Annotated in this window: 27 protein-coding genes and 1 other annotated feature; of the genes, 18 read left to right on the top strand and 9 right to left on the bottom strand. The window is 40.2% G+C overall.

The window, feature by feature from the left end; all coding sequences use genetic code 11:
- Window positions 1-37 precede the first annotated feature (37 nt).
- On the bottom strand, window positions 38-1264 hold the full coding sequence (locus QNI29_RS13535; protein ID WP_231417036.1) for an MFS transporter: 1227 nt from the start codon (window positions 1262-1264) through the stop codon (window positions 38-40).
- Window positions 1265-1412: 148 nt separating this feature from the next.
- Here QNI29_RS13535 and QNI29_RS13530 point away from each other — a divergent pair, with 148 nt between their 5' ends.
- Together QNI29_RS13530 and QNI29_RS13525 are read left to right on the top strand one after the other, a co-directional pair.
- A complete protein-coding gene (locus QNI29_RS13530) occupies window positions 1413-1844 on the top strand; it encodes a MarR family winged helix-turn-helix transcriptional regulator (protein ID WP_231417035.1) in 432 nt (143 codons plus the stop codon).
- A 185-nt stretch (window positions 1845-2029) separates the two neighbouring features.
- Window positions 2030-2875, top strand: coding sequence for a GNAT family N-acetyltransferase (locus tag QNI29_RS13525; protein ID WP_231417034.1), 846 nt, complete (start codon window positions 2030-2032; stop codon window positions 2873-2875).
- A gap of 99 nt (window positions 2876-2974) precedes the next feature.
- Here the strand turns inward: QNI29_RS13525 and brnQ are convergent, their stop codons facing one another.
- From brnQ to QNI29_RS13510, 3 genes are all read right to left on the bottom strand, one after another.
- On the bottom strand, window positions 2975-4327 hold the full coding sequence (brnQ, locus tag QNI29_RS13520) for a branched-chain amino acid transport system II carrier protein (RefSeq protein WP_231417033.1): 1353 nt from the start codon (window positions 4325-4327) through the stop codon (window positions 2975-2977).
- A gap of 184 nt (window positions 4328-4511) precedes the next feature.
- Window positions 4512-5138: an FMN-dependent NADH-azoreductase gene (locus QNI29_RS13515; protein WP_231417032.1), complete on the bottom strand. Its 627-nt coding sequence runs from the start codon at window positions 5136-5138 to the stop codon at window positions 4512-4514.
- Window positions 5139-5195: 57 nt separating this feature from the next.
- The gene (locus QNI29_RS13510; protein WP_231417031.1) at window positions 5196-5627 is read right to left on the bottom strand and encodes a MarR family winged helix-turn-helix transcriptional regulator; all 432 of its coding nucleotides are present in this window, start codon (window positions 5625-5627) and stop codon (window positions 5196-5198) included.
- A gap of 169 nt (window positions 5628-5796) precedes the next feature.
- Here QNI29_RS13510 and QNI29_RS13505 point away from each other — a divergent pair, with 169 nt between their 5' ends.
- The 4 genes from QNI29_RS13505 to argS all read left to right on the top strand — a co-directional run bounded on the left by QNI29_RS13505 (window position 5797) and on the right by argS (window position 10304).
- Window positions 5797-6666 carry a pirin family protein gene (locus QNI29_RS13505; protein WP_231417030.1) on the top strand — a complete coding sequence of 290 codons (870 nt, stop codon included), beginning with the start codon at window positions 5797-5799 and terminating at the stop codon, window positions 6664-6666.
- Window positions 6667-6850: 184 nt separating this feature from the next.
- On the top strand, window positions 6851-7351 hold the full coding sequence (locus tag QNI29_RS13500; RefSeq protein WP_231417029.1) for a GNAT family N-acetyltransferase: 501 nt from the start codon (window positions 6851-6853) through the stop codon (window positions 7349-7351).
- 72 nt (window positions 7352-7423) lie between these two features.
- A complete protein-coding gene (locus QNI29_RS13495) occupies window positions 7424-8173 on the top strand; it encodes an NRDE family protein (RefSeq protein ID WP_231417028.1) in 750 nt (249 codons plus the stop codon).
- Between the two features lie 162 nt (window positions 8174-8335).
- Window positions 8336-8552: a binding site (T-box leader), on the top strand.
- A 42-nt stretch (window positions 8553-8594) separates the two neighbouring features.
- Window positions 8595-10304 carry an arginine--tRNA ligase gene (gene argS / locus QNI29_RS13490; protein WP_370635449.1) on the top strand — a complete coding sequence of 570 codons (1710 nt, stop codon included), beginning with the start codon at window positions 8595-8597 and terminating at the stop codon, window positions 10302-10304.
- A gap of 96 nt (window positions 10305-10400) precedes the next feature.
- On the opposite strand, the gene QNI29_RS13485 is transcribed toward argS, so the two are convergent.
- Window positions 10401-11231 carry a GNAT family N-acetyltransferase gene (locus tag QNI29_RS13485; protein ID WP_231417026.1) on the bottom strand — a complete coding sequence of 277 codons (831 nt, stop codon included), beginning with the start codon at window positions 11229-11231 and terminating at the stop codon, window positions 10401-10403.
- A gap of 223 nt (window positions 11232-11454) precedes the next feature.
- Here QNI29_RS13485 and QNI29_RS13480 point away from each other — a divergent pair, with 223 nt between their 5' ends.
- The 5 genes from QNI29_RS13480 to QNI29_RS13460 all read left to right on the top strand — a co-directional run bounded on the left by QNI29_RS13480 (window position 11455) and on the right by QNI29_RS13460 (window position 14792).
- Complete coding sequence (locus QNI29_RS13480; protein ID WP_231417025.1) at window positions 11455-11883, top strand: VOC family protein; 429 nt, start codon at window positions 11455-11457, stop codon at window positions 11881-11883.
- A gap of 197 nt (window positions 11884-12080) precedes the next feature.
- On the top strand, window positions 12081-12362 hold the full coding sequence (locus QNI29_RS13475; RefSeq protein ID WP_231417024.1) for a CD3324 family protein: 282 nt from the start codon (window positions 12081-12083) through the stop codon (window positions 12360-12362).
- Between the two features lie 155 nt (window positions 12363-12517).
- Window positions 12518-13066 (top strand): GNAT family N-acetyltransferase, encoded by a 549-nt coding sequence (locus QNI29_RS13470; RefSeq protein ID WP_231417023.1) that lies wholly within the window; start codon window positions 12518-12520, stop codon window positions 13064-13066.
- An 11-nt stretch (window positions 13067-13077) separates the two neighbouring features.
- Window positions 13078-13974: a GNAT family N-acetyltransferase gene (locus QNI29_RS13465; RefSeq protein ID WP_231417022.1), complete on the top strand. Its 897-nt coding sequence runs from the start codon at window positions 13078-13080 to the stop codon at window positions 13972-13974.
- A gap of 425 nt (window positions 13975-14399) precedes the next feature.
- Window positions 14400-14792: a nucleoside 2-deoxyribosyltransferase gene (locus QNI29_RS13460; protein WP_231417021.1), complete on the top strand. Its 393-nt coding sequence runs from the start codon at window positions 14400-14402 to the stop codon at window positions 14790-14792.
- Between the two features lie 275 nt (window positions 14793-15067).
- Here QNI29_RS13460 and QNI29_RS13455 read toward each other — a convergent pair whose 3' ends face one another.
- Window positions 15068-15454, bottom strand: a complete 387-nt coding sequence (locus tag QNI29_RS13455) for a hypothetical protein (protein WP_231417020.1) — start codon at window positions 15452-15454, stop codon at window positions 15068-15070.
- Window positions 15455-15549: 95 nt separating this feature from the next.
- Between QNI29_RS13455 and QNI29_RS13450 the strand changes: the two genes are divergently transcribed.
- The 3 genes from QNI29_RS13450 (at window position 15550) to QNI29_RS13440 (ending at window position 18449) form a co-directional block, all read left to right on the top strand.
- On the top strand, window positions 15550-16302 hold the full coding sequence (locus QNI29_RS13450) for a phosphotransferase family protein (RefSeq protein WP_231417019.1): 753 nt from the start codon (window positions 15550-15552) through the stop codon (window positions 16300-16302).
- A gap of 167 nt (window positions 16303-16469) precedes the next feature.
- Window positions 16470-17696, top strand: a complete 1227-nt coding sequence (locus QNI29_RS13445; RefSeq protein WP_231417018.1) for an MFS transporter — start codon at window positions 16470-16472, stop codon at window positions 17694-17696.
- Window positions 17697-17768: 72 nt separating this feature from the next.
- On the top strand, window positions 17769-18449 hold the full coding sequence (locus QNI29_RS13440; protein ID WP_231417017.1) for an alpha/beta fold hydrolase: 681 nt from the start codon (window positions 17769-17771) through the stop codon (window positions 18447-18449).
- A gap of 21 nt (window positions 18450-18470) precedes the next feature.
- Here the strand turns inward: QNI29_RS13440 and QNI29_RS13435 are convergent, their stop codons facing one another.
- Window positions 18471-18749: a hypothetical protein gene (locus QNI29_RS13435; RefSeq protein ID WP_231417016.1), complete on the bottom strand. Its 279-nt coding sequence runs from the start codon at window positions 18747-18749 to the stop codon at window positions 18471-18473.
- A 321-nt stretch (window positions 18750-19070) separates the two neighbouring features.
- On the opposite strand from QNI29_RS13435, the gene QNI29_RS13430 reads away from it, so the two are divergent.
- Window positions 19071-19658 carry a group-specific protein gene (locus tag QNI29_RS13430; RefSeq protein ID WP_231417015.1) on the top strand — a complete coding sequence of 196 codons (588 nt, stop codon included), beginning with the start codon at window positions 19071-19073 and terminating at the stop codon, window positions 19656-19658.
- Between the two features lie 13 nt (window positions 19659-19671).
- On the opposite strand, the gene QNI29_RS13425 is transcribed toward QNI29_RS13430, so the two are convergent.
- The gene (locus tag QNI29_RS13425; protein ID WP_231417014.1) at window positions 19672-21249 is read right to left on the bottom strand and encodes an MFS transporter; all 1578 of its coding nucleotides are present in this window, start codon (window positions 21247-21249) and stop codon (window positions 19672-19674) included.
- Window positions 21242-21793 (bottom strand): PadR family transcriptional regulator, encoded by a 552-nt coding sequence (locus tag QNI29_RS13420; protein WP_231417013.1) that lies wholly within the window; start codon window positions 21791-21793, stop codon window positions 21242-21244. The genes QNI29_RS13425 and QNI29_RS13420 overlap by 8 nt, the downstream gene beginning before the upstream one ends.
- 337 nt (window positions 21794-22130) lie before the next feature.
- Here QNI29_RS13420 and QNI29_RS13415 point away from each other — a divergent pair, with 337 nt between their 5' ends.
- From QNI29_RS13415 to QNI29_RS13405, 3 genes are all read left to right on the top strand, one after another.
- The gene (locus QNI29_RS13415; RefSeq protein ID WP_231417012.1) at window positions 22131-22355 is read left to right on the top strand and encodes a hypothetical protein; all 225 of its coding nucleotides are present in this window, start codon (window positions 22131-22133) and stop codon (window positions 22353-22355) included.
- A 141-nt stretch (window positions 22356-22496) separates the two neighbouring features.
- Window positions 22497-23213, top strand: a complete 717-nt coding sequence (locus tag QNI29_RS13410; protein ID WP_231417011.1) for an MBL fold metallo-hydrolase — start codon at window positions 22497-22499, stop codon at window positions 23211-23213.
- Between the two features lie 2 nt (window positions 23214-23215).
- Window positions 23216-23791: a TetR/AcrR family transcriptional regulator gene (locus QNI29_RS13405; RefSeq protein ID WP_231417010.1), complete on the top strand. Its 576-nt coding sequence runs from the start codon at window positions 23216-23218 to the stop codon at window positions 23789-23791.
- Window positions 23792-23860 lie beyond the last annotated feature (69 nt).

Here is a 23860-nt window from a genome sequence, read left to right as displayed (position 1 = left end):
GCTCTCCACTTGAGCCAGGGCTTTTTTTGTATAAGGATTAATGAGCTTCAGCCTCATCGACATGCATAATGTGTTTCTTATTCATCCATACAAATACCACGGAAAGAAGTACAAAGAATGCTCCTACATAAAATGGCATGCTAGAGTTGAAGATCTCGGCAAGTTTCCCTGCAAGGAAAGGTGCAAGCGCTCCTCCAAGGAAACGAAGAAAGCTGTATGCAGCTGATGCTGTGGATCGTTCAACAGGACTTGCATTCATTACGGCAGTTGTAATGAGGGTGTTGTTATTCCCTAATAAAGCACCTGCAAATATAACAGCTGCTATGACCACCCACTGAGCGGAAGTCCAAATGCCCATAGCTAAAAGGGTTGCAGCAAATAGAGTAAGCATCAAGCACATGGATTTCACAGTACCAATCCATTTTTGAAGTTTAGGTGCCATAAACACTGAAGTGATGGCAAGTAAGATTCCCCAACCTAAGAACACCATGCCAAGGCCGTGTTCATCAAGGCCTAATACAAATGGCGAAAAGGCTAATAACGTAAAGAATCCGTAATTATAAAGAGCAGCTGCAATACCAAGAACCAATAAGGAGCGGTGTTGCAGTGCACGAAATGGATCGGCTAGAGAAGTTTTCTTTCGCTTCGTTCCGCCAGCACTCTGAGTACGTGGCATAAGGGTAGTTAGACCAATAAACGCTATGACCATTAAGGTAGCAACACCTAAAAATGGACCTCTCCACGACATCGCACCGAGCCAGCCTCCAATAAGAGGACCAACGGAAATTCCGAGGCCAATAGCTGCTTCATAAAGAATGATAGCTTTTGCATTACCACTGTTCGATAAGGTGACAATGGCAGTTAGGGCCGTCGCAACAAATAAGGCATTTCCAAGGCCCCAGCCTCCCCGTAGAAAGACAAGCTCCCATATGCCGTTTGATAGTCCTCCTAGTCCAGAGAATAAGGCGATAATTACAATTCCAGATAAAAGTGTATATTTCATTCCTATTCGCGATGTAATCACGCCTGTTACAAGCATGGCTACGGCCATGACAGCATTATAGCTTGTAAACAGAAGGGTAACTTCACTAGGTGCTGCATCTAGTTGTTTCGCAATGGCAGGTAGAATCGGATCCACGAGTCCAAGCCCCATAAATGCGATGATACACGCAAAAAAGACAGCCCATACTGCTTTTGGCTGCTTTAGTATACTTGGCTCTTCTGCAATTGTAACCGGCGGGACCGGATTTGGTTTTGCTGACATATTTACATTCTCCTTACTGATCTAATGTATTTAGTTGTATTATACAATCAATTAATTGTATAATACAACTAAATACTTTGGGGTGTCAAGGTAGCCGGATGAAATATGGTATGCTAGAGGGAAAAGGAATTCGATTGAGGTGGAGAATATGAGTGAACAATCCGTTGAATTAATTGAACGGCAAATAACGGACTTTATACGGAGAATCGTCATGACTGAACAGCGAAAAGGGAGAATGGAACGATCTGCGTATATCTTGTTAAGGCAACTTTCATCATTTGGCCCAGCAGGAGTCAAAACATTATCAGAAGAACTTCATTTGGATATTTCCACAGTAAGCCGACAAGCGACAAAACTAGTTGAGAAACAATACGTTGAAAAGCTTCCAAACCCAGATGATAAACGAGCGTACTTTTATAAGATTACAGAGCTTGGTTCAAAGGAACTCGAAGGAAATAAACAGCAAAGGTTCGAGCGTCTTGAGGAGATGTTAAAAGACTGGACAGAAGAAGAACAGGAGACGTTTGGAAGGTTATTAAAGAAATACAATGAAACGGTAAATGAGCGGTTGAATTTTTAATTAGATCAAAAAGGAGAATGCTTTTCTTTTTCACAAAGAAGAGGGTTCTCTTTTTAATCTATTTTCTTTTATAAAAAAATATAAAATTTAAGGTGAGTTTGAATAGGTTTCTTTGACTTGGAAGGATTTATGCTTAAAGTTGTGGAAATGCTAAATAGATAAAAAGATTAGTAGGAGGCGAGAACTTGGAAAAAGACTTCTATCGATTTACCCCCAGGACAACGAGGATAATTGACAAGGTAAAAAAACGCGACTGCATTATAGAACCTTATCACTTTCTGATAGGTGCTTGTGAAGAAGGTACAGGTCCATGCGGAGAAGTGTTCTTATATTTATACAAACAAATCGGTGCGGATTTCATAGAACAAATTGAGAAAGTTTGTGACAAGGAAACAGAAGTATACACAGAATGGAAGGGGATCAAGGTATCCTCTGCCACTGTAGATGTGTTGGAGCGGGCCAATGAGAAGAAAGAGCATTATGGACAAGCACTGATGAATGAAGGACATATTCTATACGCTGTTATAGAGAAAGAGGTCAGTCTGAGAGAAATCTTAACGAAAGAAATGCTTACGAAGATCTTTACGATAGCCTGTACACCAAGGGATTTAACGGTTCATCTAGGTGATTATGTACATAAAACGTTCACCCCCTACAATAAGATTAGGAGAGCCAATCTGTCGGACCTTCCTGCTCTAGAAGATTATGTTCTGCAAGAATTTGGTGAAAGATGGCTTGAGCACATCAATCATTCTTACAATATGGATGTGATCCCAATCCTTCTGGCCGAACAAAATGGTAGTATCATAGGTTTTGCTTGTTATGACCTTGTTCATAACCAGAAGGGCTTATTTGGTCCAATGGGTACCTCGAAAGATAAAAGGTTTCAATTTGTGGGCAGAGAATTGCTCGATACATGTTTAATCGAAATGGCTAAGCTTCGCTACCAATATGCGATTATTGGAGAAGCAGGGCCGGTCGAATTTTATGAAAAAGCATGTAACGCAAAGTTGATCCCATTAGAACAGTAGCCATTCTTGTACATATCAAACGTAATAGTGGTCTCTATTTCATCCCTGTTTACGAACAAAAGGCAACCTCCTCATAGGGAAGTTGCCTTTTTGAATGCCTTACATATAGGGTGTTTCAACTGTACGCTTTGGTAATAGGAGGCCGATTACAACTCCTAGTAGTGCCGGCAGCATCCAGCCAAGTCCCATGCTATATAAAGGTAATACATCAGCATAGAAGGTTTGGATCGATTCGAAAGCTGACACGGTCCATCCAGGAAGGTTGGCTACTAATGCTTTATATCCGTCTATGACACTTACAAAGAAAGTAAGGAACATGGAAACGGTGTATACACTGCGCTTGTTACCAAACAGCGGTGAGGTTAATCCTAGTAGGATAAGAACAATCGCTAAGGGATAAAGGAACATTAATACAGGTATTGCAAACTGAATAATGTTCGTTAACCCAAAGTTTGCAATGATGAACGAGACAAGGCAAAGGATCAGTACAAACGACTTATAGCTGACTTTTGGAATGATAGAGTGGAAGTAATCACTACAAGATGTAATCAGTCCAATACTCGTTTTTAAACAAGCCAAAACGATAATAATGGCTAGTAATACAGAGCCAAACGGTCCGAAATAATGTTGAGCCACTTCTGCAAAGATTAGCCCACCATTATCATAAGTTCCAATGGCTTCAACACTCGATGCACCCATGTAGGTGATAAGTCCATAAATAAGCATCATAAGGCCCATCGCTACAATACCCGCTTTCCATGTCGCCTGGGCAATCGCTTTTGGTTCTGTGACCCCTTTTGATTTAATGGCGTTAATCACGACGATCCCAAATGCAAGAGAAGCCAGCGCATCCATTGTATTGTACCCTTCCGTAAATCCGGTCATGAAGGCCATGTCCTTATAGTCGCTCGCAGGACTGCCAAACGCTCCCATCGGATTGAAGATTGCCGTCCCAATCAGGATAAATAAGAAGACAAGGAATAATGGTGTTAAATATTTCCCGATGTAATCCATCACTTTAGCAGGGTTTAAGGAAAAATAATAGACAATAGTAAAAAACATGAAACTGAAAACCCCGAGCCATAACGTAACCTGTCCATCATTTAAAAATGGCTCAAATCCAACAACAAATGGAACAGTTGCTGTACGTGGGATTGCGAAGAAAGGACCGATTGTTAAATAAAGCACCGTGGCAAAGGTGATTCCAAATAACGGATGAACGCGGCTCGCTAAATCTTGTAGTCCGTTACTACGTGAGAGTCCAATCGCGAGTATCCCCATAAAAGGAAGGCCGATCGCTGTAACTAAGAATCCGATAAGGCCAGGCCAGAAATTTGTTCCCGCCATCTGACCAAGCTGGATCGGGAAGATAAGATTCCCTGCTCCGAAAAACATACCAAACAGCATGGTTCCGATCAGGGCATAGGTTGAAAATGATAATTTGTTTTGCATCGTATAAGCCCCTATCCTATGTAGTATTAAATACTGATAATTCAATAAAAATAATACTATCAGGTAATGATTACAGGGGCAATAACATTCTTAATATTCTTTTATCCTAAATATATTAACATTTCTTGTGTATCCCTTTTCACAAAAAAAGGTGCCCGATTATTGAATCGGGCACCTTCTTCCATTAGAATGCTAGAGCTGCTTGCTCAGTTTTCTTTAACCCATCCTGAATAATTTCGTCAGCTCGGTCAGGGTATTGATTGTGTCCTTCAATGACAAGTGTAGTGATATCTTGGATACCCCAGAAGTTAAGAATGTTCGTTACATAATTTACGGCCATCTCAGACGATTGAGCAGGGCCTTCTGAATAAACGCCACCTCGTGCATTCAGAAGAACTACCTTCTTATCCGTTAATAGTCCCACCGGTCCTTCAGCTGTATACTTGAACGCTTTACCAGCTTGCGCCAGGTAGTCAAAATACGTATGCAAGACAGCGGGGATGGTGAAGTTCCATAGAGGGAATGCGAATACGACTTTGTCCGCTGCAAGGAATTGATCTAAATAACGATTTACCGTTGCTGCAGCTGTTTCTTCTTCAGCTGTTAATTCCATGCCTTTAGCCTGCTTAAACATGCCGTTGATTTTATCTGTGTCATAGTATGGAAGGTTCTCTTCAAATAAATCTAGCTCAGTGATGTGATCAAAAGGATTCTCTGCTTTATATTGATCTAGAAATGTATGATATAACTGCACGCTTATAGATTGTTCAATGGGTCTAGAATTTGCTTTTATAAATAGTACGTTTGCCATAGTTGTTACCTCCAGAAATTAATTGTTGTTATAGCAACTATTGGAGAAAAATGTCCATCATTGATCCTGGACATTATGGTTGATCTTGTTAAGCAAGCGTTCAAGCTCGCTTAGTTCCTCGCTTGAGATTCCTTTGCAAACCATCTCGTTAAACTCTTCAGCAACCGGAATAACTTTTTCACCAAGTTCTTTCCCGCTATCTGTTAGAAATAACATAAGAGAGCGACGGTCTTCTTTGGGGTGGGCTCTATGAATATAGCCCTTTTTCTCTAAGTTAGAAGCCATTCTCGCAATGTTGGTTTTATCTTTATCAAGTTTATCGGCTAGTTGATTTTGGGTTAATCCATCCTTTTCCCAAAGCAACATCATGATTAAATTCTGCTCTGGAGCGAGGTTAAAATCATCTAACTTTGATTTGATGAATTTCGTAAGATTGAGGTCTGTCTGGTGAATTTTTATACTGATGTAATCTTGAAAAGATAACTTCAAACGTTTCCCTCCTGAGTTAGTTGCTATACAAACTATTTCACTTACGTTAGTATAAATATAGATATATTGTTTGTCAATTTAGGGAATGGAAATATAACTGCACGATCAACTTTTTCTTATACTGGGTGAAAAGTTGTCATCATCACTATTGGCATAGGAGGAGTTTAATATGGCGAATGAAGACAAACTGAACAGACATGTACGGGATACATGGTATGTAGAATATGAAGAAATGAACTTCCCGGCTATCCAAAAAGGTTGGGTACTCCCGGCTGATCGGTGGAAAGAGTTTGACCCGTTTATCCTTATGGCTGAGGACTGGTTTAAGAAAGGGACCTTCCCTGACCATCCTCATAGAGGGTTCCAGACGATTACGTACGTGATTGATGGTCGATTGGAGCATATCGACAACGGCGGAGGACGCGATATTTTAGAACCAGGCGATGTTCAATATATGAACGCGGGTTGGGCGGCACGTCATGCTGAAGACGGCGTAGAAGACGACGTAGCCCACACACTTCAATTGTGGTTGAACCTCCCACAAGAACAAAAGCAATCCGAAACTTTATACCAGAACGTTTATGCTGAAGATGCTCCAGTAGTGAATGTCGATGAAGGAACCATAAAGGTATATGCCGGCGAAGTGGCCGGTGTAAAAGGGCCTATGGAAACGATCGTGCCTATTACGTTATCTGAAGTAAATCTCTCAGAAGGGGCTTCTACTACACTAGAGCTACCTGAGAATCATAATGCTTTTGTCTATGTTTTATCAGGAGAAGTAGAAGTAGGCGGAGATCAAACACCCTTAAAGAAACATGGTGTAGCAACGTTAGACTATCGCGCCAACGGAGAGTCAGATAAAGGAAGCACCCTAGCACTTAACGCAAAGAAAAGACGTACAAGAGTTCTTGTTTATTCAGGTCTCCCAATTGAAGAAACGATTGTTCCTTATGGGCCATTTGTGATGAACTCCATGGACGAGATTAGAGAAGCATTTAAAGACTTCAGAGACGGGAAATTCGGACCACCTGCAGTTTAATTTGGATAAACAAAGACCGGCTAGTTCATCGTGAACTAGCCGGTCTTTTTTGAAAGAGCTGTCTGTAAAGCAAATGAACCATAGGATGAAATGCCGAGTGGAACATGATTTATGGGTGGAAGTAGACGTTTTCAGATTGGTTTGAAATAATTAGGGGTAGGCAGAGAAAGTCAGGAGTGAAGGAATGGAAAGAGTTTATCTAAGAGATTATAAAGAAGAAGATCAACCCTTCCTCGCAGCAATGTTACAAGATTCAGAAGTGATGAGGTATATAGGGAATGGTAGTGTGAAAGAAGAGGGAGAGGCAACTCGTTTGATAAATCGGATTCTAGAGACCTATAAAGAAGACCCAAACCTCAGGTTGAAACTTTTGATAAGAAAAGAAGATGAGGTGAAGTTGGGTCATGCGGGCATTGTTCCGCAAATGGTAGATGGTAAAGAAGAGTGGGAGATTGGTTACTGGATCGCTCGTCCTCATTGGGGAGAGGGATATGCATCAGAAGTGGCTAGATCACTGAAAGACTTTGGATTCAAAAGTCTTAAAGCGAAAAAGCTTATATCACTCATCCAGCCAGGAAACCTTGCCTCAAGAAGAGTGGCTGAAAAGCTTGGGATGAGCGTGGAGCGGTCTATCACATTTTCTGGTCAAGACGTGCTCTTGTATTCTATTTCAAATCATAAGTAGCCCACATATAATTCTTGAGGAAAACTAATCCTTCTGTTTACATTTGATACCTCGTAAGAAAGGAGGGCTAAAATGTGTTTAATTAATTTAGCTTATAAAGTGGATCAAACATATGATTTAGTTGTAGCCGCGAACCGGGATGAATTTTACCAAAGAGAAACCGCCAAAGCTCACTTCTGGGAGGATGCTCCACATATACTGGCTGGACGGGACCTTGAGAAAATGGGGACGTGGATGGGCGTTACGAAGGTAGGTCGCTTCGCTGCTCTAACTAATTACCGTGGCCCTGATGAAGAGAAAGGAGGGACACGTTCTCGTGGGGAGTTGGTTAGTGATTTCTTAAAAGGGACGGATTCACCACAAGAGTTTCTCGAGGCCGTTCATGAAAGGAAACATTCTTATCCGGGCTTTAACTTGATCGTCTCAGACGGGGATTCTTTATATTATTATTCAAACCGGCAAGGAGAGATCCGGGAACTGCAACCTGGTATCTATGGTTTAAGTAATCATTTGTTAGATACTCCCTGGCCTAAAGTCATAAAAGGGAAAAAATGGCTATCCGATTGCCTGGAGAGTCAAACAGATAATGTGGATGCATGCTTATTCCAAACACTTCAGCATGCTGAACCCGCAAATGATGAAGAGTTGCCTGATACAGGCATTCCCCTTGAGTGGGAGCGGAGTCTGTCGTCCCTGTTTATAGACACGCCGAATTACGGGACAAGAGCGTCTACGTTGGTGTACCAAAAGGGAGGACATTCAAGGTTTGTGGAACGCGTTTATAGCGACGGTAGTTTTGAGGACCGTCTGTTCGAATTATAAAGATAAAAGAATAGATTTATACAGAATAGCGACTATTAGGACTTTATCGTTCTTCCCTCTTTCATAATAATATATGGGTTGCAAGTTGAGGGGGAAATTCCTAGAATAAATTTTTCTTTACAGCTTCCATTCTTTCATATATAATTTCTTCCAATTAAACAAACGTAACCTAAGAAAAAGAGAGTAGTCGTTGGAAGACATTAAGAGAGCCGGGGACGGTGGGAGCCTGGTGGTAAGAAAGCGACGAACCGGACTTTTGAGGTATAGCTCTGAACGAAAGTAGGGGCTATCGGTACTTGCCGTTAACAAGAACCTAAGCTGACCTTTCTTTAAGAAAGGTAATGAGAGTGGCACCGCGGAAACGATACCCGTCTCTCCTCCTGTAATGGGAGGGGAGGCGGGTTTTTTGTTTAGAGAAAGGATGGAGGAAATGAAAAACGTTAAAAAGGAAATTACAAAAGCATTAGGTGACGAATTACATGAATACCTTTCACTGCAAAAGATAGATGAGCTCCTTGAAGTTCCAAAACACGAGAATATGGGGGACTTAGCTTTTCCATGCTTTGAACTGGCAAAAGTCTTTAGAAAGAATCCATCACAAATTGCAGCAGATCTCTCAGCGAGTATAAAGCTCTCACCTCTTGTGGTGTCTACTATAAAAGCGGTCGGCCCTTATGTGAACTTCTTTTATAACAAGGAAGCCTACACCAAAGAGCTTATGACTTCGGTATTGAAGAGTGCTCACACATACGGAAGCCATACATTTGGGAATGAAAAGACCATTCCCATGGATCTATCAAGCCCAAATATTGCGAAACCATTCTCCATGGGTCATCTTCGTTCTACGGTTATAGGGAATGCGGTTGGAAAGATCCTTGAGAAGTGCGGCTATAATGTAGTTCGCATCAATTACCTTGGAGATTGGGGGACTCAATTTGGAAAGTTAATTGCGGCTTATACATTATGGGGAGAAGGAGAGAAAGTTCGTAGCAATCCTATACAAGAGCTATTGGCGTTATATGTTAGGTTCCACGAAGAAGCGGAAAAAGACGCGTCACTTGTGGAAATGGGGCGCGCCTGGTTCGTAAAGCTTGAAAAAGGAGATCCGGAGGCAATAAAGCTATGGAAGTGGTTCAAGGAAGAATCTCTCCTATCATTTAAGGGGATTTATAACCTGCTAAATGTCTCGTTTGATTCGTATAAAGGGGAATCCTCCCACCACCAGCAGTCAGAAGAGATCCTTACCCTTTTAAAGGAAAAGGGGTTACTTGAAGAATCTGATGGAGCCCTTGTCGTTCGTTTGGATGAAGAGGGTCTGCCACCAGCTCTTATTCAAAAATCTGATGGAACCACCCTATATACCACGCGTGACCTGGCTGCGGCTATATTTAGAAAGAAAACATATAACCATGCTGCCTCTTTATATGTGGTGGGAAATGAACAGAGCTTGCATTTTAAACAATTAAGAGCTGTGTTGAAGAAAATGGGCTACGACTGGGCAGACGAAATCACTCACGTTCCATTTGGCATGATGCTTAAAGACGGGAAGAAAATGTCGACCCGCAAAGGGAAAGTTGTCTTCTTAGAAGAGGCGCTCGAGAAATCAATTCAGTTTGCCAAACAGAATATAGAAGAGAAGAACCCGGGTCTTAATCAGAAAGAAGACGTTGCACGTAAAGTTGGTGTTGGAGCGGTCATTTTCCACGACTTAAAGAACGATCGCTTAAATGATGTAGAGTTCTCTTATGAGGAAATGCTGAAATTCGAAGGTGGAACAGCGCCTTACTTGCAATATACGTATGCTCGTGCGAAATCTATTTTGAGAAAAGCGGAGGGGGACGTTACTTCCTATTCTTTCAATGCAGAGGACTGGGGTTACGCTTGGTCTGTAGTACAAAAGGTAGCCGCATTCCCTGAAGTGATTGAACAAGCTGCCCATTATTACGATCCTTCAAAAGTGGCGAAATATTTATTAAAACTGGCACAATCCTTTAATGCCTATTATGCGAATGTACGCATTTTAGAAACAGGTTCCTACCAGAATGGCCGCCTTGCGTTGACGGAAGCAGTCGCTATTGTGATCGGTGAGGGACTACGCCTTCTGGGAGTTGAGGTGCCTGAAGAGATGTAGATCCTTAGATAGAAGAGGCTTAGTAGAAATAGGGAAGAGGTCAACACTCTTCCCCGTTTTCTAGCAATCTTTAAAGTGTTTAGGTGTTCTCTCTTCTTACTCAATCGGAAAAATGTACACTAAGTACTTGAATTCATTCTCTAATCCTATCTTCCGGGCAATAGCATTCGAAGGTGTATTTGCCTCCTCGCAATCCCAATAAGGCTTCATCCCCTTATCTAAACAATCTTTCACTACGGAGCGAGCTGCTCTTTGAGCTAACTTATTTCCCTGGTAGGTCTCTATTGTTTCTATATCCAGGGCGTGAGTATTCTCCGCTACAAATCCTGAGAAACATAAACTTACGATTCTCTTTCGATGGACTACGCAATACCCTATTCCTTTTTGAAAAAAGTCCTCTGGGGAAGACCAGAATTCTAATAGTTTAGAGTGTAAAAAATCTATATTCTCAATGGTGAGACTTTTATTCTCGAAAAGTTCTCTACAGATTTGGAATACGTTATAATCTTTTTCAATAGGAGGTACATTTGTTTCTTTAACTTGGCTTTTCCTTAACTTATAAACACTTTGATGACTTACATTCATAGGACGTTGTTCAAAGATACGCTCTATTGTTTGATCCCAACCTGAATGATTCCCTATGGCTATAAAATGCTTCAACCCGAGCTCCTTTGCTTCAGGAAAAATTACGTCATCGATAAATTCATTTAAATCATGATTAAACTCTTCATTTCCTTCATCTCCTATGAAGAAAAACCCATCATGGTTACCTAACCAAATTAGTCCTGTTGTCGGAGAATCAGTATGATCTACAAAGATTCGACCTCGGTTATTTCCTTCTATTATTGCTTTAACTTCCAGGTGACCCTCATCATTGATTAAAGTTTTGCATTTATAAAATTCATTGTGATTTAGTTCACTGATCATTATGACCCTCCTCTAGTTTTCGTGATATAATCCATGATTTTATAAGTCAGATTATTCAAATATGTTACAATATTAACAGTTTTTATGAAGGTGTGCTTCGGAATTCACAAGATTTTGGGTTTATTGTTGGACACTAAGAGGTTTTAATGTGCTAGCAGTGGAGGAGTGAGGTTGATCAAAGTAAAGATACATATGTAAGTGATTAAAACTGGGAGGGATGTTTATGGTACCACAGCGCGTTAGCTTACTTACAATAGGAGCTCACGATGTTTCAGCGCTCAGGAAATTTTATCAAAATTTAGGCTGGGAGGAGACGAACCATGGGTATAGTGATTATGCTGTATTCAAAAATGCCGGAGTTATGCTTTCCCTCTATTCTTACGATAAATTGATTCAGGGCACAGATCTTGATCCCCCACCACTAGGTACTTTTAAGGGAGTGACGGTTGCCATTAACGTGGATGCCCCTGAGCAGGTTGATGAGACAATTGCCCGTGTTAAGGAAGCAGGAGGACAAGTGACTAAGCCCCCTGTAACAGAAGATTCATCCTTCCGCTCAGCATCTTTTCAAGATCCGGAACATAATGTTTGGGAAGTGGCGTATAATCCTGATTCAACATTTGACGAAAAGGGAGTAATGTTGAGTCTTTAATCGAATAGAAAGGTGGTAGCAAGGATGTGCAGAACCATGTTGTGTAAAACGAAAACAGCTCATGCAAAGCCTATGATTAGAGGGCGATTCTTTGCATGAGGAAGAGATTTTTCACATCGCCAGCAGGTAGAAACTAATCATGTAGGCTTTGCACCTTATTGAATCAGAACAAGGATCAATTAAGGAGCTGGCTAAACATGAAATATGTGAACGCAACAAACGTATTACCAGAAGAATTAGTCATGGAACTTCAGAAATACATCCAGGGAGAAACACTTTATATCCCTAAAGAAAAGAAGGCTCATAGAAAATGGGGCGCCAACAGCGGAGCTCGAGAACGAATAGAGAAACGCAATGAACGCATGAAAGAAGCGTTTTTGGATGGCGCTTCGATTGAAGAGCTTGCTTCCTGCTTTTTTCTTTCACAGGAAACGGTTAAAAAGATCGTTTATAAGAAAAAGGATGACCTTTATACATGAACATAAATATATGGATGAGATAAGCGCCGCTCTGAAAGCGGCGCTTTTTTATCTAACACCTTTCTCTGCTAGGGCAACTTTAGTTTATAACCATTTTGTTTCTATATAACTGTATTCTTAGATTGTATACTTGAAGTGATTAGGAGGGGAAAGATATGACAATTCGATTTTTAGAGAGTAAAAGGGTGTTCCTGAGGCCTATAGAAGAAGCGGACTTAGATCTATTTTATAACCAAGGCCTTTGGGATTCTGAAGTTAGACGATTAACAGGAACTCAAGCCTTTTTTAATAGAAAGAGTGTGAAGCAGTGGTTCGAAAAGATAGGAGAGGATTCAAATCGAATCGACCTCCTCATTTGTCAGCAGGAAGATGAAAAGCCGATAGGAGACATGGCAATACTTGAGATCGACCAGTTGAACCGCAAAGCGCTTGTAAGAGTTTCTTTATTTGTAAAAGAAACTTGGGGAGGTGGCTTAGGAACAGAAGCTCTCTCGCTACTAATTGATTATGGTTTTAGGCAGTTGAATCTCAACCGGATTGGGCTAGATGTATTCTCTTATAATACACGCGCCATTCGTTCTTATGAAAAACTTGGGTTTGTTAAAGAAGGTCAAATTCGGGATGCTTTGTATTATGACGGCGTGTATCATGATTCTATTTTAATGGGGCTGAAAGAAGAGGAGTTCGTCAAGCATCACAACTAGGAGGAAGCAAAATGAAAACAGTTATAGACCGGCCATATCATCTAAGGGAAGTAGCACATTTTATCTCAGAACTCAATAAAGACCCCGCAACCCACATCGGCTATGCGGGAGATGAAATAGAAGAAATTTATGATACATTAACGTCTGATTTTTCGGATCTTGATCCTGTTTCTTCTTTTTCCGTTTGTTATGAAAGTGGTCATATAGTAGGCGCTATGGGAGTAGATGCTAATCTGGATGATGGGAGTGGAGAAGTATGGGGGCCTTTTGTTCGGCAGGAGGCTGATGATGAACTAGCTGAAACGTTATGGGGAGATTTACTGGCGAAATTACCGTCTTCTATAACGAGTTTCTCTTTTATGATCCATAAACAAAATAAAGAAGCTAAAACATTTCTATCAAGAGTAGGAGCGAGAAAGCAGCACCATCACCTTGTCCTCCAAACCACCCTCGCCCAGCAACAAGATGAAGAGACAATCGCTTCCTTATCTTCTTACACTCCTTCAGACTTTGAACTTTTCAAAGCATTACACGATACCATTTTTCCTCATACCTACTTCAGTGCACAAACGATTGTAAACCGCCTTAATGAACATCATAAGCTTCTCTTCGTAAAGAATGGTTCAGGAAATTTGAAAGGATATGTGTATATAGAGGCGAATCCTGATCATAGGGAAGGGTCCATTGAATATATAGGGGTCTCAGAAGCATATAGAAGGAAAGGGGTTGGCCATCAGTTGCTTACCGCTGTTCTAGAACATCTCTTTTCATATAAGGAAATCCAAGAAATATCAATCTGTGTATCGAAAGAGAATGAAGGGGCCATTGCTCTATATAAAAGAGCTGGTTTCAAAGAGATCAGTGAGTTAGAGAATTATGAACTTGAAGTGGGGAGAGAAGATGGATGATCCTTCTCCAATTAAACGCATAGTGCTTAAGGAAATGTGAGGAATGTGCAGTCTAGATGAGTACTTTAGAATATAGGAGGATAAGCGATCTTAGATAGAGTTTATCCTCCCTTTGAGGAAAAATTATTGTATGGGTTCCTCAATTTCCTTCGTAAGGACCCATTCCTCACCTATGTACTCCCAGTTTTCTATCGTAGATCATATATGTGTATTCATATTCCATCCCTTTTCTTTTATTCCTCTTTAACATTTTCCACAAGACTATTCTAAAGCCTCCATAATAGAAGAATTCACCCAAACTCTGTAAAGTATTGTAAAACATTTGGCGTTTTGTCATACTATTCAGGTAATAGTGTGTAAGTGGACGCTTTTTTATTAAGGAAGATAGTAGGAAAGTTGTAGAGGAGATCGGGAGGAAGATTGGAATGAATTTTTATATCGGTTCAGGGTTCCAAAATAAAGAACAAGTACAGTTTGTTCGTGATCAGTTGATTCAGAGAGGTTTTATACATACATATGACTGGACCGAAAATGAACGGGCGGCTAGTAAGGAAGCGCTTGTTGAAATTGGCCAAAAAGAGAAAGACGGAGTATATGAAGCGGATCTTGTAGTGATTCTTCTTCCAGGTGGAAAAGGAACGCATATTGAACTTGGGATGGCTCTTGCTCTGAACAAAACGATCATCCTGTATGCTCCTAACAGAGAAGTAGAGGATTTCACAAAGACAAGTACGTTCTACCATCTCCCTGAAATTCAATATTCAGATTCATTGGATGAAGTTATCTCCAAGACTATAGATCTAAAAAGGGGGGAGTAAAATGTTAAGTAATTTCGGAATTCCCGGTATTATTCTTATGCTAATCATGCTTGTTATTGTTGGTGCTATTGGCATGCTAATCGTTAAGAATATCAAGAAATAGATGGGACAGTTAGGATAGCGAAGGGGCGGTGGGTGCGTATATGGAGTACATATATTACATCCAGGAAGACGATGTTCTTTTTGTGAAACATACAACGTATCATCCTTACCCTAAACTAGTAAAACATCCTTTGGTGTCTCAAGCTTAAAAAAACCCCGTTAGTCGGGGTCTTTCATGAACTGGTGATTGCTTCTTCTTTAGGCATCTTTTGTTTAAACAGTAGATAGGATACGACAATAGAAGTAATCAGACCAGTTGTGATAATGACATTGGTTTCGAGCGTGAAGTCGAAACGAATGACCTGGTGGAAATCGAACACCCACATTAAAAGAAAGAATAAGGAAGCGTAAAAGCCAGATCCGATTTCTGTTTCTTTTCTTCTAAATGTTTTTGTGATTCCAAATGCTATACCAATCGTTACAATGGAATAAGCAACAAATGAATAGACATTACCTGTTGTTAATTCTCCTTCAAAAAGGAAGAGGCGGTATCCTCCTAAGACAAGCATAGTTGCTAATACAACGCCGTACAAAGCTTTTTGAATTAGCCATTTCATCATTAGAACCATCCTTTACGAGTTGAGATGTATTTCATTTTCATATTCTAGCAAAGATGTGCTTTATTGGAAATGAAGGATCGCAAGGAGAGACGTGCATGAATCTTAATGAGCCGATAGCAGAAGGAAATACAGCCATGATTTATTTAAGTCAGGACCAGGTTATAAAAGTATTCAAAGACCACTTACCAAATACCGAAGCTTTGAAAGAAGCCAAGAAACAAGAGTTTGCCCGTTCATGTGGACTGCCGGTACCGCGTGTAGTAGAAGTGACAACGGTTGAAGGAAAACCAGCCCTGGTAATGGAATACGTAAAGGGGAAGTCATTAGGAGATCGCTTTATGGATCATCCGGATCAAGTAGAAAACGAGGTAAGACAATCTGTAGAAGTGCAATACTCCATTCATAACGTTTCTTGTACTGGACTGGAATCGATGACCCAAAAGCTAACAGAACAAATTCAAGGAGCGAGGCTTTTAGATTCTTTCCAACAAGAAAAATTAGTAGAGTTATTAGGAAGTATGAATTATACGCCTAAGCTTTGCCACGGAGATTTCCATCTATATAATCTGATTAGAACAGATTCAGATATTCAGATTATTGACTGGGTAGATGCTAGTGCAGGTGACCCGAGAGGCGATGTTTATCGGACCTTTTTACTTTATCTTCACCATTCTAAAGAACTGGCTGAGCTGTACCTGCGTCTCTACTGCGAAAAGAGTGGATTAAGTCAGGAAGAGGTTTTAATATGGGCACCCATTATAGCGGGTGCTCGATTGGGTGAACACGTTTCAACAGAAGACAATAACCGCCTTCTAACTATTGTTAATCATTATTGTTCCGTTTTGTAGAGAAGATTCTTCGTCATTCCCTCCATAGATACGTGTAAGTGAATTGATGTAAAAAACCTATTGTTTAGGAGAACGTTTGGTGTGAATTTCATTATAGAAAGTAGGTCATAACGCAATGTAGAAACTCCTTTTTATCAAAGAGAACGATCTGATAAATAGGAGGGCGTATGATGAAGAATTCTTTTCGATTATTATGGAGCGGGCAGATGCTCGCAAATTTTGGTGATGTGTTTTATATAGTTGGAGTTATTACCTTTTTGTATGCTGCAACGGAATCGGCATTTTTCTTAGCGATGCTTCCGTTCCTAAATACATTCGGACGCTTTATGAGCGGTATGGTATCCCCGATCTTAATGAATCGGTTTCCTCTGAAAACATTGCTTATGGCTTCTCAAGTGAGTAAAACCTTTGTGCTCTCCACCTTAGCCATATGGAATACGATGGGGCATGTTCCGGTTCTAGGATTATTTTTGTTTATTTTCCTTATTGCACTGTTAGACGGGTGGGCATTACCCGCAACAGACGCGATGTTACCGAGGCTTGTTAAGAAAGAAGAGCTCGTTAAAGCAAACAGTTTCGTCTCTATTGTTACACAGAGCACCCAGCTGGGTGGTTGGGCAATTGGTGGACTAATGGCCTCCTTTTTGGGTGGACAACACTTCATTTGGATTACCTTTATCCTTTTTGTGACCTCGACCGTCCTATTAAAAAGAATCCATGATCCGGTTCCTTTTAAGAAAGAGACCGGGGAAAAGAGAATGATAAGGGAGTTACAAGAAGGGTTCATCCTAATCTGGCGTACTAGATTGTTTCGCGTTATTCATATTGAAATGGCCATGCAGGCAATTGCAAATGTTGTATGGGTGGCTGCGATTATCTATGTTTATGTAGAAGAGGTACTTGGAAGATCAGAGGCTTGGTGGGGGTATTTGAACACAAGTTTCTTCCTTGGTTTGATTGCAGGAGGGTATATTTGTTCCATCTATCATGACCGATTAGAAAATCGAATGCGTTTGTTTATGATCGGAGCTTCTTTGGTAGTAGGTTTGATTACGTTTCCATTCGGTTTAGTCAAGATCGCCTGGGCAGCTTTAATTCTTACTTTCATGCATGGTGTCTTTGACCAGGTGAAAGGGGTTGCGCTTCAAACATTCTTGCAGAAAGAAGCTACAGAAAAGCAGCTCCCTAAGATCTATGGTCTCCAGTCCGGTGTGTTTTCACTGGTCTTTGGCGTAGCCACCTTAGTGTTTGGAGCCTTAACAGAATGGATGGGAGTTCAATATGCGTTTGTCATATCAGGCATTCTTTTACTGTGGGGTACGATTTATTTAATGGTGAACAAAACTGCTTTTCCTGAGTACAGTGACAAGTATGAGGTGAAGGCTCACTCTTAATAAGTAAGGGGGGGAGTTTAAGACTTCCCCTTTTTATTGATAGGAAATAATAGTAGGATTGAGGTGGCTGTGATGGATAAATTATACATGCTACATGGTTTTATGGGTACAGGTGGCTCTCATTTCGCAGAACAAATTCCATTCTTTCGAGAAAATTATGAAGTTATAGCTTTGGATTTGCCGGGACATGGTGCATCAGAGATTGAGGCAAACTCTCCTTATTTTGAAGGTGCTTTGGAATGGGTTATTGCACAGATCAAGGAAAGGGGCAAAGGGTATATATTAGGTCTCTCTTTAGGAGCTTCCCTTGCCATCCATGTAGGCTTAAAAGAACCAGGTTTACTTAAAGGGATGATCCTAACTGGATATTCCCCTTTCATCCCAAACCATTTAAAGGATGTAATGGAAAAACAGTATAAGTATTTTTCAAATATAGAAGAGAACGATCCAAGTATAACTAACCAATTAAAAAAACTTCATGGAGAAAAGTGGTATCAAACATTAAAGAAGGTCTTGTATTCACAAACTTACCATTACCCCTCAGTATCCGAGGCGCGGTTACGTGACTTACAGGTCCCAGCGATAATCGCTAATGGAAGTAATGATCAACATGAGGTGGATGCGATCCAATATGTAAAAAAACATAGTAAGGATATCAAGGTTGCGTTAATTCCTTATGCAGGTCACACTGCGAACATAGATAGTGGGGGAATTTATAATCTAATAGTCGAGGAATTCTTAAATCATCACTAAGGTAACAGGACGTACAGAAACTTACATTTTCCTACTTACATACTCTGTTAGTAAAGCCCCAACTAAAGAGACACCACAAACAACTGATAGAATCATCATAAGAATAATATCAGTGATCGGCTCATATTGTTGAGAAATGAAGATCATTTTCAAATAGATTACGCCAATGCTTAGTGCCGAAGCTATAGAAGGAACATACTTCATTAACTGAGGAAACGAATCTTTACCCAATTGATACAGTAAAACAGAGATTAATCCAGCTAATAGAATGGATATGAAGAATACGAAAACAAGTTTCACACTATAACACTCCTACCGTCTAAGATTAAAAAAGGAACCTTCTAGTTTGAGAAAGGCTCCTTTCAAGAAAAATTCATATTAATAAGAAACTAGTCTTTGCTTCTTAACACTCTTATAGAGTCCAAATACGCTTTGGATAGAGAACACAATACCTAACACTAACACTAGATAAAGAAGTCCTCGATTCATCTCGTTCAATTATATTTTACATTTTCAACCTAGTATAATTATAACATTATTTTCTAATAATTATAAGACTATCATTTCCTATATAAATTAGTAAACTTTACGAAGGAGTGATTATAAAGGGGGAAATAGAGAATGCAGTATGTGTATCACAAAGTACCTGAAAAGATGTCAGGTAAATGGTTAGTTCCATTAAATCGCTTGAAGGATGAAGAATTACTCAATCTTTATAAGAAAAAGTATTATAATCATCCGGAGAGATCCAAGCTGCTAGAGAGGACAATACCTAAACTAAACTGTCTTTGGAACGATGTGGTTCACTTTTTACCTATTCATCCCTATTTCGTTTATAAAGCTTTAAATGATACGGGCGTCAATGTGACCAGTAAATTACAGTTTTATAAAATTCCCATGAGAAACTTAGACAAGAATCAAAATGCTTTATATTTGTACGAGAAAGAAACCTACAGAGGACCGGCATCCCCAATAGAAGAAGATCAAATTCAAGCGGTTACTTCCGCCACTTACAAGGAGCTAACAACCCTTCCCTCTGAAACGAAAGATTATTTCGATCAAAAGCATAATAGAGCTGAGCCAATGGGCATGTTTCACTATATCCCTCACATTCTAAGTTTAGGTGAAGTTGAAATCGCTGACGCTGAGGTGATTAGGTGGAATGGAAAACCAAATGAATGTAATAAAAAAATTCCCCCTTTCTATTAAAGGGGGAATTTTTTTATTCTTCATTATGAGAAAAGTCTTTCCTGCGAATAAATACAAAACTAAGAATGGCTCCAAGAGCAAGAATCACTCCTGAGGTGATAAACACCTGATCTAAGCTATTCACAAAAGCGGTTTCTGCGATTGTTTGAATCTTAGAGAACCCCGGCATGTTTTGGTAAGCTTCTGATCCAGCTCCCTGTAATCCTTGACTTCCAGCGATAGGACCAGCAGAAGAAACTCCGTCTATGATGTCCTGCTTTGCTTCTTCCGGTATTTCACTTAAGGCATTAATGTTGGTTTCAATTTTATTCACATATTGATTAGATAAGATAGCGCCGAGAAATGCTGTTCCAAAAGCAATTCCAATTTGCCTTGAAACGTTATTGACACCTGAAGCCATTCCGACAATGCGGTTTGGTACCGTGTCTACCGCCGTTGTGGAAATTGGCGGATTCACAATTCCATTACCGATGCCAGCCATGAGGAATGCTGGAATTAATGCAGCCCACGTTTCTGATTCACTAGAAACGACGGTCATCATGAAAACAGCAATAGAAAGAATGGCTAAAGCTCCACTAATTAAAGGTTTAGTTCCTACTTTATTGGTTAGCATTCCAGAAATCGGTCCAAGGAATAGCGCAAACCCACTAATCGTAATGAAACGTATCCCTGTTTCAAGAGCCGTGTAACCATAATAGTTCTGTAATAATAGAGTTAAATAGAAAAAGAGGGCATAAACACCAGCACTCAAAGAAAAGGCTGCAATGCAAGCTCCTGAGTAGCTCAAATTTTTAAAAATACGAGGGTTAACCATCGGTACTTTCAATCTTAGCTCTACTAAGATGAAGACAATGAAGCTAATTAAAGAACCAGCTAGAAGGGCTAAAATCTCAGGTGAACTCCATCCAAGGTCAGGCTGGTTGACTTCGATTAATCCATACACTAAGCAAAAGACGGCAGATGTGATGAGAAGCAGCCCCCAAAAATCTATCGTTTTAGCTGTTTCTTCGTCTTTAGTTTCTTTTATATAGAAGAATGCCATGAAAAGAGCAATAATTCCAATGGGAATATTTATGTAAAAGATAGATTCCCAATTGATCTTTTCTACTAGTACTCCACCAACTAACGGGCCAATTGCAGTAGCGAGTCCACTAACACTCCCCCATACACCAAAGGCAATGCCACGTTCTTTCCCAAAGAAGGTAGTGGAGATAATGGCCATAGATAAGGACATCATAGCTGAAGCCCCGAGTCCCTGAATTCCTCTTGAAATATTCAAAAATAAGATACTTGGTGCTAGCGCGCAAAGTAGTGAGCCAATACTAAATACGATTAATCCAATCATAAAAAACTTTTTACGGCCGAAAAGGTCGCCTAATCGGGCAACGGTAATCAATGCTACAGCAAAGATTAAGGTGTATGCGTTTAATACCCACTCTAGATCACTGAACCCGGTCTCGAACTCTTCTTGTATGGTTGGTAACGCTACGTTGACAATTGTGACATCGAGCAATGCCATAAATAGCCCGAAGCAAACGGCTGCCAAAGCGAACCATCTTTTTGGGGAGAGTGAAGCTTGTGTTTCATTCATTTTGATAACCTCCTTTAATGATGTCCAATTGTTGTTTTATCCAGTTTAGTTGAATCTGTACGTTGTTTTTTCTTCGATCCAATACTTTATGGATGCTCCCTCTTTCTTTTGGAGAGATATCTGGTTCAACATTCACACGATCTTCATTATCTTGATAGTGAATTTGTAAATGATGCAAGTAATCCTTGTATTGTTCTAGAATACCGACTTGAACTTGTCCAGAAATATGATGGAAATTGCTTAATTTGATATCAAATAAGTCATCAGTCGTTTGGTCGTAGGGGAGCGGTTCTTCTATCAATTCGTAGAACCGTTTGCGGCCAGATTCTGTTAGACTAAGGATTTTTTTCGGGCGACCTCTACCTCCGTCATCTTGGACTGTCTGTTCTATGAACCCTTGATTACTCAGCTTCTGTATGAGTGGATAGAGAATTCCCCAACTGATCTTCCTGTTTGGCCCGACAACTTTATCTAATACATGTTGTAGGACATAGCCGTGCATCGGCTTATCCATTAGTTCTCCTAAAACAAATAGTTCGTACATGACATCCTCCTCTAATTTTATATCTTCAAGATATATTTATATTATATCTTAAAGATATAAAAATCAAAGATCTGAGTGTTAAGTTAATTGGTCATGACTAGAGCACTTCTATCAAAACGTTTCTTTGTCAGTATACAAATAATGTAAAGATTAGTTATGATAAAACTAATCTTTTTTTGGATGTATTGCTAATTCTCACATAAAGGTGGATCTCCTATGCGTAAGAAGACGTTCCTCACACTATCTGCTGGCTTATTGATAGTGGTAATAATACTCAGTCACGGGTTAAAGGAACCCCTAATAGAAGGGGACTTTCAAAGCCTATCCGTCTATCTCGATGAAGAACAAATATAAAACAAAAGATCCCCGTTTCATCAATCAAATCATTCATAAAGTGAATAGAAGCAAGAGGGAATCCACTGATAACTGGAGTCTCCCTGAACCTGTTGGAAGCATCGTTTTTAGAGGAGAACATAATCAAATTAAGGTGGATCTCCATGATGGTGGGGATGTTGCAGTTAATGGAGTATGGGTTTATACCGGGTTTGCTTTTTTCGAATAAGAAGGTCTATTCACCTTCCTCTCAACTAAAGCTAACAAAACGTTATATTGCATCATTCATGCCTTAAATTAAAAGGAAAATATTGAAAAACTAATGGTATTAGTTATAATAAAACTAATACCATTAGTTAGGAGTGATTGAATGAGAATTAGAAAGGATCAAAATATCTATCAGTTAACCTATATGCCGAATTTTTTTCCTGTGAACTGCTATCTTGTTGAGGAAGAAGACCACCTTGTGCTTATCGACGCAGCGCTTTCTTTAAATAAAAAAGCGATTATACAAGCAGCTAAAGACATAGGTAAACCCATACAGCGGATTTTATTAACGCATGTTCATAGTGACCACATTGGCGCACTTGATGGGATCGTTGGTGATCTTCAAGGAATTGAGGTCCTGATTCCAAGAAGGGAATCGAAGATCTTAGAAGGAGATTTAACATTAGAGGACGGGGAAGGGGCGAATCCAATTAAAGGAGGCGTACCAAAGAATGTGCGCACCCGTCCAGATCGATTACTTTCTGATGGAGATGAAGTGGGGTCATTAGTGGCTATCGATGCACCAGGACATACTCCTGGACAAATGGCTTACCTTGATAAGCGATCAAACAGTTTGATCGCAGGGGATGCTTTTCAAACTCGCGGGGGGTTAGCTGTTGCCGGAGATCTTCGTTTGACCTTTCCTTTTCCCGCCCTGGCCACGTGGGATAAAGAGGTTGCCCTTCATACAGCTGTAAAGCTCTTATCCTATCAACCTGCTTATCTCGGAGTTGGGCATGGTAATTCAATCAAAGACCCATCTAACGCTATTGAAAAAGCAATCCAACAAGCTAAACGGTCATTAGAGAAGGGGAAATAGAAATGGCAGCAAGACCAGGGTTAACTAAGGAGCGAATCATTGAGAGAGCATTAGAATTAGCTGAAGAAGAGGACTTGAGTAATGTGACAATGGCTAACCTCGCCAGATCATTCTCCATTAAACCACCTTCCCTTTACAATCACTTCAAGAATTTACACGAAATCAAGCAAGCTATGGCTCTAGAAGCTCAGGAGATGCTTTATAACGACTTGAAGGAAGCGGTAGATGGAGAAGGGGAGTCGGGAGACCGTATTCAGGAAATGGCGAAGCGCTACGTTAAATTTGCCTCTCGTTTTTCAGGAATCTATGAAGCATCTCTAATTGCACCCGATCTAAAAGAAAGGTCCCTTCAGCAGGGTGAGGAGCCACTTGTTGAATTATTACAGAAATACGTAGCACCATATAACCTCTCAGAACAAGAAACCATCCATGCAATAAGAGGATTAAGAAGTCTCCTTCACGGCTTAGTGGATCTAAATAAGAGTGAAGGTTTTAAACGGAGTGTTGATCTTGAGGAAACTAGGAGCTACCTGGTTCAAACGTTCGTGAATGGATTGCATCACAATGGAAAAACGTAATTCCTTGAGAATTGCGTTTTTTTACACAAAATAAAGGAAAAAAGAGGAATTTCGTAGAAGCTGTGATCG

Origin of the sequence: Pontibacillus chungwhensis, from assembly GCF_030166655.1 — a bacterium.
Taxonomy (GTDB): Bacteria; Bacillota; Bacilli; order Bacillales; family BH030062; genus Pontibacillus.
The sequence above is the reverse complement of the archived record's forward strand: the minus strand, read 5'-3'. Positions and strand labels throughout refer to the sequence as shown.